Here is a 13766-nt window from a genome sequence, read left to right as displayed (position 1 = left end):
CCCTTTCGCATAAGCACGTACACCCTCGGACAACCTAAAGAAAGCAAAAGGAGGGTGACGTTGATGATCAAACGAAAAGGCTCAAGGCTTGGCACGCTGCTCGCCCTGACCGTCGTTTTACTGGTGGGTTGCAGTGACCCGCAAAATACCGCCCAAAATGCGGACGCCCAATTCAAGGCACTCCGAAGCAATTTCAGCAAACAGCAGGGGTATTCGTTTCATGGGTGGACCCGATTGTTGACCGGCTTTGACGCCAACGGAAATCTGGTGAACTTCGCCGGACAGGTAAATGGCAAGGATGCGTTCGTCAGCATCAAAACATCTGTACCAGATCAGAAGAAATCAGCGGATATGGCGATTCTCTCCCGTGACAATCAGCTTTATGCCAAGCTGGGTGAACAGGAAGCATGGCGTCCGGTGGGTGATCAGGAATTCTCATTGAGACAGCAGCTGGCCAACTGGTCACCAGAGTTCAGCTTCCAGCAGATGGAGCGGATGCGTACCAAGGTCGTTCCGCTTCGCGATGAGAACAAGGATGACAACTTGGCCAGTGTACGTGTCTTGCTCGACTCCAGACAGCTCAAGCAGATGCTCTCTGACCAATTGCGCGCACAGGTAGATGCCAACAGCCAAGGTGCTAATGTGCAGGCGGTGCAGTCTGCTTATCCGACCCTGACAAAAGGAGTGTTTACCCTCTCCCGCGACCAACTGGGTCTGATGGGGAGTGGAGCACGTATCCAACAGGCGAAAGCCTTGTACAACATCGACGAGCTGATCGAGGATATGCAGCTGGAGGCGGAGTATACCGTCTATTACGATATCAAGCGGAATCTGCCGACGATGCTGGAGATGGAAATCCGCTCGAACTACGATATGAACGAACAGCGTGTCAGCGAGCATTCGCGCATCCAGACGTATATCTGGGATTACGGTCAGAAGTTCGAACTGCCAAGCCCAGGAATGAACACCAAAGGCTTGGAGCCGGCAGAGCTCGTCGGACCGGGTACACAGACTCCGAGAAGCTTGCCGCATCCAGCAGATGACTTAACCAACCGTCAGCGTTAAATGTTTTTTAATCACATCCAAAAAAGCGCTCTCCTGCATGAAATCCTAAGATCCGTGCAGGAATGAGCGCTTTTTTTACTCATACGAGGAGAGAGGGCCAGGTCAAGCTGTTGGAGCCAAGTGAGGCTTACATCGCGATCTCGTAACACAGCGGAAAATGATCAGAGCGGCTCTGTGCGGTGGTAAAGCCCCGGATAAACCGGACAGATGGAGAGAGGAAAATATAATCGATCTGGATGGGGGTGTCAGTCTTCGTGATCAGCGTGGTCACCGGCTGCTGCTTTTCATATAACGGATCGCTGAGCAGACCGCGAAGAGGCGTAAGCAGTGGATCATGCGGACTCGTATTAAAATCTCCCATGAGAATGGTCGGGGATTCGGGTCTGACTGCAAGGATTTCTGCGACCTTCTGAATCTGCTCTTCCCGTTCTTTTTTCTTGAGGCCGAGATGGGTGACGTATACGTTGAGTGCTTCCCCGTTGACATCTACGACCGCTTGCAGCAAACCACGGGGCTCGAAGCCGGAGGGGAGCCTTGTCTGTTCGTAGGAGAGGATCGGATAACGGGAGAGCAGGGCATTGCCGTATGTGCCGATCAACAGGTTAAGATTCGGTGAAAAAAGATAGTCCATGTGTAATTGATCTGCGATTTCTTTGGCTTGATCAGCGAAATGGGAACGTGGCAGTCCATGATCCACCTCTTGCAAGGCGATGATGTCTGCATCCAAGTCCTTCAGTTCAGCGATGATCGCCGCTGTATCGGCTACACCTTCATCATCGCGGCAGCCCCGGATATTGTAGGTGACGACCTTGATCGTACTGCGTTTTGGCGTAACCATCGGCTTAGACTCAATCGCTTGAACGGCAGGAGGTGTCATTCTATTCTGAAAAATAAACAGACAACCGAGTAACAGGAGTAATCCCAGTATCATCTTTTTCCGCATGTTGGCCTCCTGTAACCGTTTCCTTTTATTATAATCGTCAAACTATTATGAAAGAAAGCGGAAAACAATGTCGAATTTCAAATCAATCACGCTTTTTTTGCTGGCTCATCTGTACTATAATTAACAGGGTCATGCATAATTCGGACGAGGGGTTGATCGGTTGAAAAAAGCAATCGTTCCGATACTTACCATTCTAGTCATTCTCGTCGTGGTGACCCAGACACACTTGGGTCATGTCTTACGCAGTGGCAATATTGATGAGATCGCCGGTTATATCAAGTCATTTGGCTTTCTTTCCATAGGAATAAGCGCGGTTATCACCATCCTCCAGACGTTTTTCCCGTTCATTCCGTATTTTTTGGTCGCAGGGGTCAATGTCGTGATTTTCGGGCCGGTTTTCGGCTTTGTACTGACTTGGCTCAGTGCGGTGACAGGGGCGTGTCTGAGCTTTCTGTTGTCCCGCTATGTGGCTCATGATTGGGCACAGGCGAAGGTGGGGCATCTGCCTTTTTTCCAAAAGCTGAACAAGCATGCCGAGAGGGACGGTTTTCGCATCGTCCTGATGGCCCGGCTGATTCCAGTGATTCCGTCTGGGGTCATCAATATGGCGGCCGGCTTGTCCAAAGTCTCGTTTACGGGCTTTTTGCTTGCGACCCTGTTGGGAAAGGCTCCGATCACCTTCTTTGAAGCGATCCTGGGGCATGATCTGTTGAACTTCTCTGAGCACAAGCTTCGTTTTCTCCTTGTCATGGGTGTACTCGGCCTATTGATGTGGGGAGGCTCCAAGCTTGGCGGACGTGATCAAGGAGAAGTCGAACCTGACCGGGATGCAGGGGAGGGACAACCGTGATGGTAGAACCAAAAAAGACCAAAGAACGGATACTCCAGGCAGCAGCTGTGTTATTCGACGCAAAAGGGTTTAATGGCACGACGGTCCGGCAGATTGCCGAGGCCGCCGGTGTCAACCTGGCGTTGATTTCGTATTATTTTCAAGGCAAGCAGGGGTTGCTGGAATCCCTCTTGACGGAGTATTTTGAGAAATTTTTTCAGATATTGTCGAAAGAAGAAGCAACCAATCAGGGGGCACATCCGTCTTATCGTTTGGAGCAGATGGTCCGCCTCTATGTGCTGTACCAGCAGGAGCATGCCGCTGTCACCCGTGTCGTCCAGCGGGAGCTGAGTGTCGAATCGATGCTGGCGCGGGAAGTGATGACGCTCTATATCCACCGCTGGAAGCACCACTTTGCTACGGTGATCGAGGAAGGCATCGAATTAGGTGAATTCCGCAATGTTCCGATCGATCCCCTGCTCTTATCTATGTCGAGTCTGTTGATCTATCCCTACCTGAACCCGCAATCGGTGCGGGAAGTGTATTATTTAGAGCCGGGTTCCGTTGAATTCAGTGAGTGGCTCACTTCGGCCACGATTCAGCTTCTCCGCTCCTTACTCATGTCGTCAGAGAACGTACGTGAAAGCTGTTGAATAAGGGGTTGTACAAATCGTGAAAAAACTAGTCATGCTCGCGGGTTTGGCCTCTCTTCTCTGCTTCAGTTCACCGGCAGCGGCAGCGCCGTTTCCTGAAAAAACCGATGAAGCGGTGCAAGACGAAGCCAACCACCTGAAAAAAGAAGATATCAAGAAGCTGGAAGAATCACTTGCCGCTTACCCAGATAAATACAAAGTGGTCGTAGTAGAGGGCACGACGCCTGAAGCTGCCTCCCCTGATGAATACGCGCAAAAATTGTACGACAATTACAATCTGAGTGACAATACGATGATGATCGTACTCGATGCTAATACGGATCAGCTGGGTGTCTATCCGGGTCCCAACCTGATCGACAAGGGCATGGAGATGGAACTTTTGCACGAGAAAATCTCTACCTTCTACCTGTCCTGGAGCAACCAGAAGGAGTATGCCAAGGGGATCGAGCAGTTCGTCACTGAGGTGAACAACGAGATCAAGAGTCCGACAACCAGCACGGCCACACCAGCTGCAGGCACGGCGGCAACAACGGCGGCTGAAGAGCCGATCTCGCAGGAAAACACGATCTGGACTTATATTCCATGGTGGATGTATCTCGTCGTGCTGGGCTTGACCGTACTCACTGTGTATCTGGCGTATCTGTTCATGCGCCGCCGCAATCTGCTCAAAGAGATTGATGATGTTGAATATTGGAAAGAAGAGCTGGTGGAGAAAATCCAGACGCTCGAAGTGGAAAAGTCGCTTCGCCGTACAACCGGTCTGACCGAGGAGCGCCTGACCGAGCTTGCTAACCGCAAAGAAAACCTGCTCAAAATGCAGATTCCCGATGTGGAGATGATCATTCTCGAAGCAGATGATGCGTGTGACCGTTTCCGTTTTCAGCTGGCACTTGGTCTGATCAATGAAGGCCGGGAGATGCTCAGCGCGATGGAAGTGGAAGTCAATGAGCTCAAAAACGACGCCTCCAAAGTGGTCAAGACCAAGACGGAGAACAAAGTGGTGCTTCCAGAGATCGGCAAGCTGTACGAGCATGTCGAACGCAAGCTATCCGAGGTGCGTCTGGAGTATGGACTTGCTTTTCATGAGATGAAGACCAATATGGATAAAATCGACAACCTGCGTATCCAGGTGAAGTCTGATCTGGCGTCTGGAGATAATCTCAAAGCCTATGAAACCACCATGCAGGCCCACCAGATGCTCAAGCAGATGGCGGAGGGCTTGGAGCAGGTGCCGCATTATGTGGATATGGTCCGCAAAGAGATGACCAATGATTTCCGACAGTTGGAGCAAGATATCTCCGTAGCGCTGGGGGATGGGTATGATCTGAGCCAGACGTATCTGGAGACATCGCTTTTGCAAGCCAAGCAGTTGCTCCAAGCGGCTGTATCGGCGCTGGAGGAAGGGAATCTGACACTGCTGGAGACGCATGCCAAAGCGTTTGAGATGAATGTCGACAGCATTTATAAAAGCATGGAAGACTCCGTGCTGAGCAAGCAGCAGGTGGCTGCGACTGCGACGGCAGTGGCTGTTGGAGCGGAGAATCCGACCGCGGAGGAGAAAATCGGGACTGAATCCGATGCGCCGCAAGAAGGACAGGATGCGCAAGCCATAACGGGTTTGGATGACTCCGACGTGGTAGATGGACAAGCATTCAATCAGGGTGACACCGTTGAATCTCATAATGTGGATTCTGCTGTAGGTGAAAATGATGAGGCGAAGTCCGTTGATTCGGCTGCTGCTTTCACATCGGCCACAGCAGGTACCGGATTCGGACAGGCAGCAGAGACGGTCATCTACTCAACCAGCTTCACCTCTGTCTCCAAAGAGGAAAATACGGAAGAGACTGCAGGCTGGGGCAATCAATCCTACAGCGGAGGCTTCAGCGAGGACGAGCGAAGCACACTGCTCACCCGTGATGATGATGCTTGGGACAGTGCTGATGACTACGAAGAAGAGGAACGAAGAGCATCTCGATCAGGGGAAGAGACGGACGCAGAGGCTTACCGTTATGAGTACGAAACCGATAACGAAGGCGCATTTACACAGGGCGGTTATGAATCGGTCTATACGACTACCCATACGGATGCGAATGCATATCAGACCGATGAGGAAGCTCTGGCAGGTGCCCCTGTAGAGGGAGAAATCATCGAGGAAGCCAATGTCCTCGTGATTGAGACCGAGGATGATGCCTTAGACGAGATGGAGCGGATCTCCAACGCATTGATGCGGATTCGTCAGCAGATCAAGCGCAGCTATCTGCCGGGCGTGCCAAGCGAACTCCGCTCCCGTTTTGAAGAGGTCGTACAGATGCTGGCTCAAGTCAAAAACGCACTGGAGCAATACCAGTACAGTCTCGATGAAGTGGCACACCTGCTGACCGAGACCAATGAGATTCTGTTGGAGACCGACCAGCTGGCAGAAAAAACGATCGTCACCTGCCAAGCCGCTGAGGGTGCGATCCAATACACCAACCGCTACCGCCGCCAAAACCGGCAGGTCAATGATCTGTTGACCAAAGCGGAGACCGCCTTCCGCCAATTGCATTTTGCCGAAGCATTGGATCTGGCTGAGCAGGCCAGACTGATTATTGAAGGGCAGCAAGAGGATGAAGGCATGGGCAGCTGGCTCCTACGCCGTAAAAAGAAGGGTGGCTCGTAAAGTCATGGTTCTGCCTGTTTTTCTGGTCATCGCAGGTCTCATCGTCATGACACAGCCACGCACCAAGCGCTGGCAAAGCCGTATGTCTGCTCATCTCGGACATGATGAGCGCCGAATCAAACAAAGAGCCAATACATTCCGTCTGCTTGGATTGGGATTTATCTTGACCGCACTCTCTATTTGGGTGCGGTCTTAATTTTTTTCATCCATATGTTTGTCAGAGCCAAAAGGCAAAAAGAAAAAGCCGAAAAAGGGCAAAAAAAAGGGAGCGTCTACGCGGACGCTCCAAGCAATAAAGATAAAGGGAGTAGAGGTGTGAGAATCAGTAACCAACTACTTTTAGGGGGAGTAGGGTTCTGAGACGCTCTCCTGGGAGGAAGAGCACATACTCATATATTCCCCAACCATTTACATCTTTAAACCTCTTAACACCATTTTTTTTGAAAAAAGTTTTAGCCCGAAATAATTGACCCGGTCAAGCTCATCGCATGCTCGGCACTGTGCTTACCAGCGACGTAGCCAGACGAGAAGGCGATTGTGATATTATACCCGCCGGTGTGGGCGTGCACGTCCATCACTTCCCCGGCAAAAAACAGCCCGTCCATCAGCTTGGATTGCATCGTGCGCGGGTCGATTTCTTTGACGCTGACACCACCGCCTGTAATGAAGGCTTCCTCTAGGGAAAGTGTACCGGTGATGGTGAGTGGAAAATGCTTGATCAGCTTGGCGAACTCTTGCAGGCTTTTCTTTTGCATATGGCTGGCGGTAGTTTCTTCCGAGATGCCGGAGAGATTGAGAATGACCGGAATAAGGCGTTCAGGAATATAACCGCGAAGTACGTTTTTGACCGCTTTTTTCGGGTGCTCCTCCAAAAGAGACCAGCAATCCGTGGCGATCTCTTCCATGGTTTTGTCCGGCAACAGATCGATCTCCAGCTTGAGGGGGGCCTTCCCGTGTTTCTTCTGGCTGACGGAGACATAGTGACCCATACGCAGGGCAGCAGGGCCGGATATGCCAAAATGGGTGAAGATCATGTCACCGTCCTGTGTGCTGACCCGCTTGCCTTTGGGATCAAATAGAGTCATCTCGATATCGCGCAGGGAGAGACCCTGTAAGCTTTTGTCCTTGATGTAGCGATCAGAAGCGGTGATCGGTACTTCGGTCGGGTAAAGCTCTGTGACCGTATGACCTGCTTCTTTTGCCCATGCGTAGCCGTCTCCGGTAGAGCCTGTCTGTGGGACGGAGCAACCGCCGACCGCGATGACGACAGAGGGAGCGGTTAGGGTTTCGCCATTTTTGAGCAGGATGCCTTTGGTTGCGTTATTTTCGTAGAGGACGTGAGCCACAGGGGAATTGAGACGGAAGGTGACACCCTGCTCCTTGATTTTGTCGATTAAGGCATTGGCTACGGTGATCGCCTTGTCGGTGACAGGAAACATCCGGCCACGGTCTTCTTCCTTGAGCTGTACACCAAGCTCCTCGAAAAAGTACATGATATCCTTGTTGCTGAATTGGGCGAGGGCGCTGTAGAGGAAGCGGCCATTACCGGGCATCTGTTTGATCAGTTCATCCATTTCCTTGGCATTGGTCACATTGCATCGGCCACCGCCGGAGATGATCAGTTTGCGACCCAGCTTTTCGCCTTTTTCGACAAGGCAGACGCGTGCTCCTTGGGAGGAGGCAGAGTAGGCGGTCATCAGTCCGGCTGGGCCGCCGCCGATCACGATTACATCGTATTGAGAGTTGGACATGCAGACGGGTTCCTTTCCATGATGGGTTGTCTATTTGTAAGTCTCGCTGAACAGGGTGACGGCGTCAAGCCGCTTGTGGTTGAGATTGTAGCCGATCCCAGGCGTGGTCGGGATCTCGATGAATCCGTCCTGGACAGTGACAGCAGGCTCGATGATATCCTGATCGAAGTAGCGGTCGGAGCCGGACGTATCCCCTGGGAGAGTGAAGCCAGGCAGGGACGTAATCGCGATGTTGTGAGCGCGTCCGACGCCGGATTCCAGCATACCGCCGCACCATACCGGAATACCTCGGTCATGGCAGTAATCGTGAATCGCGCGGGAGTGGCTGAGTCCACCGACACGACCTACCTTGATATTGATGATCCGGCAGCTTCCGAGATCGAGCGCTTTGCGGGCATCGTCGACCGTGTGGATGCTTTCGTCCAGACAGATCGGGGTGGTCATCTCCCGTTGCAGGGTGGCATGATCGATGATGTCATCATGGCCCAGCGGCTGTTCGATCATCATCAGGTTGAATTCGTCCAGTTGTTTGAGATGATCGATATCAGCCAGTGTATAGGCGGAGTTGGCATCAGCCATCAATGGGATATCACCGAACTCGCGACGGATTGCTGCCATCACGTCGATATCTGCGCCCGGTTTTATTTTGACCTTCATCCGCTGATAGCCTTGGGCGACAAATTGTTCTACTTGTTTTAGCATCGCCGTAATATCGGGCTGTATACCGATGGAGACACCAACTGGGATTCGACTCTTCTCGCCATTTATTGCCCGGGAAAGTGACACGTTTTGTTGCTTGGCATACAAGTCCCAGATCGCGCCTTCCAGAGCAGCTTTGGCCATGTTATTCCGCTTGATTGGGTGAAAAAGCTCCATGCACTCATCTGGATGCTGAATCGTCTTGTGCAGCACCAGCGGGATCAGAAAATCGCGGAGGATATGATGGTTGCTCTTGAGTGTTTCTTCATTGTAATAGGGGCCTGTCATCGAGGTGGTTTCGCCGTAGCCGACCAAGCCTTGCTCATCATAGGCCTCAACCAGTAAAAACTCTTTGTCTGTCGTAGTTCCGAAGCTGGTCACAAATGGAGATTTCAACGGCATAGCGACATGGCGCAGGACGATACGGGAAATGTTCATTCAAGATCGACTCCTTTTTGTAAGAGATAGCTAACAACCGGCTCTTGCGGATGGCGAATAACCTCGCTAACAATATATCCTTTTGAGAAGTAGTGTTGAAAAAGTTCGCCTGTCATCTTACGCCAATCTCTGGCGATGTCCATGCTGTGACGCTTTACCTCTTGGAAGACACCAGGGACTGGGACAGCCACTGTGTCTGCATCTACGTCTGGATTCCAGCTGATCGGGACTGGGATATTCGCTTCCTTTTTTTGATAGACCAGTATGGAAGGGACGTTGTCAGCAATGCTTGGGCGCTCTGCTTGTGTACGGCGGTTCTCTACGCGCTTGCTGTTGATCAGCCATTCGACCATGAAGCGGTCGGTTGGCAATCCGCGGTTCATGTCATCGTCTAAGTCGCCATAACAGTTCGGAATATAGGTGCGGACGATGCCGCCCAGCTTGGAGATGTTGAGATTGGCGTTGACGGTTTCGAGTGGATCATAGGTCCATTTGATTTTGTGGTAGCCTTGTTTGATCGCTTCTTCGCGCTGGAGCCACTTCATCTGCGCACCCAGCCCGCCACGGCGATAGTCTGGATAGAACCCAAGCATATGTGAAAAGAGTGCGGTTCCATCGCCGTCTTTGCCTGCAAAGCTGTAGAGGAATCCGATCATCTCGTCCCCGTCAAAGGCACCGAGATAGATTGCCCCGCACTTTTGCAGAGTGAGTGTCATATGAAGCGGAACGACGGATTCCTTGTCCCAGACCGCTTCTTGCAGACGTTCCATCTGATAAAGCTCCTCTGGCGTATGTATACTGCGCATAATGATTGTCCTCATAATCACCTCTTCTTTTTCCTCATGCTGGTATTCCCGCTGGAGTGGGGGAGTTCCTGCATATCGAAGGAGTTTTTCAGTTGCATTCATCGGGGGAGTAGTCGATAATGGAGAGGACTTTTTCTCACGCGGAACGAGACAGAAAACGCAGTAACCAATTGTGAGGAGGTAGACATTTGATGTCTGATTACCAACTGGAACTATGGAGAAGACTTACAGAAGCGCCTGGAACATCTGGATTTGAAGGTCCTGTGCGCAAAATTATGCAAGAATACATATCTGCTTACACCGATGAAATCATATACGACAATCTCGGGAGTATTTTTGGAGTGAAGCGCGGTGACGAGAATGGGCCGCGTATTATGGTGGCCGGTCATATGGATGAAGTCGGCTTCATGGTCAAGAGTATCTCTGAAAAGGGTTTCATTTCGTTTCAAACACTAGGTGGCTGGTGGGGTCAGGTGCTCTTGGCCCAACGCGTGCAGATCATCACAGAAAAAGGCCCGGTGATCGGGGTCATCAGCTCCATCCCGCCGCACTCTCTTAGTGACGATCAACGTGCCAAACCGATGCAAATCAAAAACATGTACATCGATATCGGTGCCGATTCGAAGGAAGATGCCGAGGCAATCGGGATTCGTCCGGGTCAGCAGGTGGTGCCAATCTGCCCATTCACGGTTATGGCCAACGAGAAAAAAATCATGGCCAAAGCATGGGACAACCGCTATGGCTGCTCCCTCGCTGTCGAGCTGTTAAAAGACCTGCAGGAAAATCCGGATAACCCCAACATCGTCTATTCCGGAGCGACGGTGATGGAAGAGGTAGGCCCGCGCGGTGCACGTACCTCTGCGAATATGATTCAGCCAGATATCTTTTTCGCCCTGGATGCAAGTCCGGCAGGTGATATCCCAGGTGTCTCTGACGGCTTCGGCAAACTGGGGGATGGTCTTTTGATGCGCATTATGGACCGCTCGATGATCACACACCCTGGCCTGCGTGATCTTTTGATTGATACATGTGAAGAAGAGGGCATCAAATACCAATTCTTCGTCTCATCTGGAGGCACGGATGCAGGTCAGGTTCACATCAGCAACAGTGGGATCCCATCGGCCGTTATCGGAATCCCGTCCCGCTACATCCACAGTCACGCCTCCATCATCCACCGCGATGACTACGAAGCAGCCAAACGCTTGCTTACTAAGGTCATCCGCAAGCTGGACCGCACTACTGTCGATTCCCTGCGCTTCCGCTAGAGGCGTCAGGCAAAAGGAGGCAAGACCGCTGTTATGAACGCTGTCCAACTATACCGCCATCTGGTTGGCTCTGACGTCGTGCTGGAGTTCAACTTTTACGATAATAAATTCGACCCAAGCAATCTCGTCTCGCGAAAAGTCCTCACCGCTATGCTCGAGTCCGTACACACCAGCATGACCCACCTCGAAGTGGAGTACAACGACCTCATGCTGATCGACAAGCTGGGAGGCAAAGCCGCTGATACCTTGCGCTTCCTCGGTGCTGCCAAGGATAACATGCGCGAAAACAAAAGCGGCGACACCGTCGTAAGCCGGACATTCCGTGCCGAGCTGACAGGGGAGAGACTTAGCTTTTTCTATGAATTGAACGATATCTCTCTGTTGACCCATTATCGTCTGATGGAGGGTGAGACCGACCGAGTGGTGTATTACTTCGGTCAGTATCTGATGCTGCGCGTACCGGCAGAGGGAGAAGAGACATTCTATGACCGTCTGAAGGCCGCATCTGTTCCATATAAGGTAAAAGAAATTGTGAAATAAGAATTTGTTGCAAACACACACAAGCCGACACCGCCGCAAGGCGATCGGCTTTTTCTTTTGTTTTTAATCTTTTGGTCTTTTCCCATTCCCTCCACCACAAGTGGAGAGATGAGCAGGGGGACAAGTTGCCGGGCCTCTTTTGAAAACACCTTCCAGCGCAGAAAGGAGCAAGGGTGAATATCGCTTCTTCGAATCCCCCCAGGGGCAACTCCTTCGTACGAATCCGCTTCTTACGAACCCTTTTGCCCCGGAGAGAACCCTTGCTCATTTCGGAGCGGTCAGTCTATACTCCCCTGAAGTTTTCAAAGAAGGCAACGGCAACTTGTCCCCCTGCTCATCGGAATCACTTCCCCCCAGCCCCCCTTGCTATATTTGGATTTTATGTTACGCTTGTATACAAAGACGTTATGATAGAATATTTGAAAAATAAAGACACACACAGAGAGGCGCTGAACCGTGATTACAAAACTCAATCAGTTTCAAAAGTTCTCATTGTTCTTGATTCTTTTGCCTGTTCTGTTCACCTTGATTGTCTACTATGGCTATTTGCAAGTGGAAAAAGAATACCGGTCGGCTGGGATTCGTGATTTGGAAGCGCAGATGAAAACCATTTTACACACCTTGCAGCTTTTTGATGAAGAAGTGATGACCGGACAGCGGACAAAAATCGAGGCAGAGGTAAAAGCAAAAGAATTCTTGGTCGGTCCAATGATGCCTAATGGACAGCGTGACCTTACAAGGGTCAAAGTTTCACTTGGGGATGGGGATTACCTATATGCATTTGACACCAGTGGTCAACTGGTCATGCACCCTACATTGGAAGGCCAAAACATAGAGAAGATGGAACAACTGAGTGAGAAGATCAACATGAAAGAGCTTGCCGGAAATCCCTATCGGACGTTTGTCTTTAAATGGGGGAAATTGGGTCGTACAGATGCTGACCATCATGTTACGTTGATCCGTTACTATCCGGAGTGGGGCTGGTTTATCGGTCTCTCATCATCAGAGGAGCACTATTATGAGCTGTTCAAATACGTAAAATTTCTGCTGATTTTCCTGGTTGCAGGCAGCTACGTCATCACTGCGATTCTCGTCTATCTGGCTGAGCGGAAAGAGCGGGAGCTACGTCGTTCAGAGAGGCTGAGTGAGCAATTGGCACAGACAAATCAGAGCATCCTAAAATCACTGGCGGTAGCACTGGAGGAGCGGGATTCCTATACATCCGGACATTCCCAGCGAGTCGCTTACTATATGAAGGTCATCGCCCGCAAGATGGATCTGCCGGAAGAACTGGTGGAGTCAATCTATACGGGGGGACTCTTGCATGATATCGGCAAGATCGGGATTGAGGACAGTATCCTGCTCAAAGCCGGACGTCTGACTGAGGAAGAGTATCAGACGATCAAAACACATCCGACACGCGGGGAGGCACTGCTGCGCAAGCTGTATGCCCATGCTTCGATGGAGGATTCTCATAAGATCACCACGATTCTTGCGATCACCCGCTGGCACCACGAGCGTTTTGACGGACTGGGATACCCAGATCAGATCAAGGGAATGGAGATCCCGCTGGTAGCACGGATTGCAGCCGTAGCGGATTCATTTGACGCGATGACCTCCAGCCGTCCGTACCGTCAGAGCATGGCCTTTACCAAGGCGTATCATGAAATTCTCCGCTGCAAAGGCTCACAGTTCTGTCCGGAGATCGTCGATGTGTTTGCCGAGGCGATCAGTGAAGAGACCTTCCTGCATGCGCATCATATTACGCGGGCAGATGAGATGCTATTCGAACCGGTGAGCCAGAATATCTACGTGAAAAAGCAAGCCTGACCACCCTTGACCTCGGGGATCAATAAGCAAAAAACAAAAACCAGACACTCCGTCTAAGCGGAATGGCTGGTTTTTTTGCTTTTTTCAACAAAAGCTTGAGGAGGGGAGTTGGCTTACTCAGAAGGACGATTTGGGCCTTCCAGCTTTTTGTCGCCATAACCAGGCGCTGTGTTTTGGACAGAGGTAGGCTGGTGGTTTTTCTCGTCGCGTACGTCTACATTGTTGGAGACGCGGTCTTTATCGTAGTTTTTCATGGTTGCCATTCAGCTCCTTAGTCAAATATCCGAT

13 protein-coding genes are annotated in these 13766 nt (G+C 51.1%); 8 read left to right on the top strand and 5 right to left on the bottom strand.

Going from position 1 to position 13766, the window contains the following annotated elements:
• The first annotated feature begins 63 nt into the window (after positions 1 to 63).
• Positions 64 to 1065, top strand: coding sequence for a hypothetical protein (locus FGI41_RS16025; protein ID WP_139491355.1), 1002 nt, complete (start codon positions 64 to 66; stop codon positions 1063 to 1065).
• 127 nt (positions 1066 to 1192) lie between these two features.
• Here FGI41_RS16025 and FGI41_RS16020 read toward each other — a convergent pair whose 3' ends face one another.
• Positions 1193 to 2008, bottom strand: coding sequence for an endonuclease/exonuclease/phosphatase family protein (locus FGI41_RS16020; RefSeq protein WP_139491354.1), 816 nt, complete (start codon positions 2006 to 2008; stop codon positions 1193 to 1195).
• 160 nt (positions 2009 to 2168) lie between these two features.
• On the opposite strand from FGI41_RS16020, the gene FGI41_RS16015 reads away from it, so the two are divergent.
• From FGI41_RS16015 to FGI41_RS16000, 4 genes are read left to right on the top strand one after another with little or no spacing between them, the layout of a single operon-like run.
• Entirely contained in the window at positions 2169 to 2858 is a 690-nt protein-coding gene (locus tag FGI41_RS16015) for a TVP38/TMEM64 family protein (RefSeq protein ID WP_139491353.1), read from the top strand.
• Positions 2858 to 3490 (top strand): forespore capture DNA-binding protein RefZ, encoded by a 633-nt coding sequence (gene refZ, locus FGI41_RS16010; protein WP_139491501.1) that lies wholly within the window; start codon positions 2858 to 2860, stop codon positions 3488 to 3490. The genes FGI41_RS16015 and refZ overlap by 1 nt, the downstream gene beginning before the upstream one ends.
• Before the next feature lie 19 nt (positions 3491 to 3509).
• Entirely contained in the window at positions 3510 to 6149 is a 2640-nt protein-coding gene (locus tag FGI41_RS16005; protein ID WP_255298492.1) for a septation ring formation regulator EzrA, read from the top strand.
• Positions 6150 to 6153: 4 nt separating this feature from the next.
• On the top strand, positions 6154 to 6345 hold the full coding sequence (locus FGI41_RS16000) for a hypothetical protein (RefSeq protein ID WP_139491351.1): 192 nt from the start codon (positions 6154 to 6156) through the stop codon (positions 6343 to 6345).
• Positions 6346 to 6601: 256 nt separating this feature from the next.
• Here FGI41_RS16000 and FGI41_RS15995 read toward each other — a convergent pair whose 3' ends face one another.
• Genes FGI41_RS15995 through FGI41_RS15985 form a run of 3 tightly spaced genes read right to left on the bottom strand, consistent with a single transcriptional unit; the run spans position 6602 to position 9858 of the window.
• Entirely contained in the window at positions 6602 to 7900 is a 1299-nt protein-coding gene (locus FGI41_RS15995; RefSeq protein ID WP_139491350.1) for a BaiN/RdsA family NAD(P)/FAD-dependent oxidoreductase, read from the bottom strand.
• 30 nt (positions 7901 to 7930) lie between these two features.
• Positions 7931 to 9037, bottom strand: coding sequence for an o-succinylbenzoate synthase (menC, locus tag FGI41_RS15990; RefSeq protein WP_139491349.1), 1107 nt, complete (start codon positions 9035 to 9037; stop codon positions 7931 to 7933).
• Positions 9034 to 9858, bottom strand: a complete 825-nt coding sequence (locus FGI41_RS15985; protein ID WP_255298491.1) for a GNAT family N-acetyltransferase — start codon at positions 9856 to 9858, stop codon at positions 9034 to 9036. The genes menC and FGI41_RS15985 overlap by 4 nt, the downstream gene beginning before the upstream one ends.
• A 176-nt stretch (positions 9859 to 10034) precedes the next feature.
• On the opposite strand from FGI41_RS15985, the gene FGI41_RS15980 reads away from it, so the two are divergent.
• From FGI41_RS15980 to FGI41_RS15970, 3 genes are all read left to right on the top strand, one after another.
• Positions 10035 to 11108, top strand: a complete 1074-nt coding sequence (locus FGI41_RS15980; protein ID WP_438358029.1) for a M42 family metallopeptidase — start codon at positions 10035 to 10037, stop codon at positions 11106 to 11108.
• Positions 11109 to 11141: 33 nt separating this feature from the next.
• Positions 11142 to 11648, top strand: a complete 507-nt coding sequence (locus FGI41_RS15975) for a hypothetical protein (protein ID WP_139491347.1) — start codon at positions 11142 to 11144, stop codon at positions 11646 to 11648.
• Between the two features lie 456 nt (positions 11649 to 12104).
• Positions 12105 to 13478 (top strand): HD domain-containing phosphohydrolase, encoded by a 1374-nt coding sequence (locus FGI41_RS15970; protein ID WP_139491346.1) that lies wholly within the window; start codon positions 12105 to 12107, stop codon positions 13476 to 13478.
• 113 nt (positions 13479 to 13591) lie between these two features.
• On the opposite strand, the gene FGI41_RS25050 is transcribed toward FGI41_RS15970, so the two are convergent.
• A complete protein-coding gene (locus FGI41_RS25050) occupies positions 13592 to 13732 on the bottom strand; it encodes a hypothetical protein (RefSeq protein WP_176560304.1) in 141 nt (46 codons plus the stop codon).
• Between the last annotated feature and the right edge of the window lie 34 nt (positions 13733 to 13766).

The sequence above is a fragment of the Brevibacillus dissolubilis genome, from assembly GCF_006170445.1.
GTDB lineage: Bacteria > Bacillota > Bacilli > Brevibacillales > Brevibacillaceae > Brevibacillus_B > Brevibacillus_B dissolubilis.
This window is presented reverse-complemented; position numbering and strand designations above follow the sequence as displayed.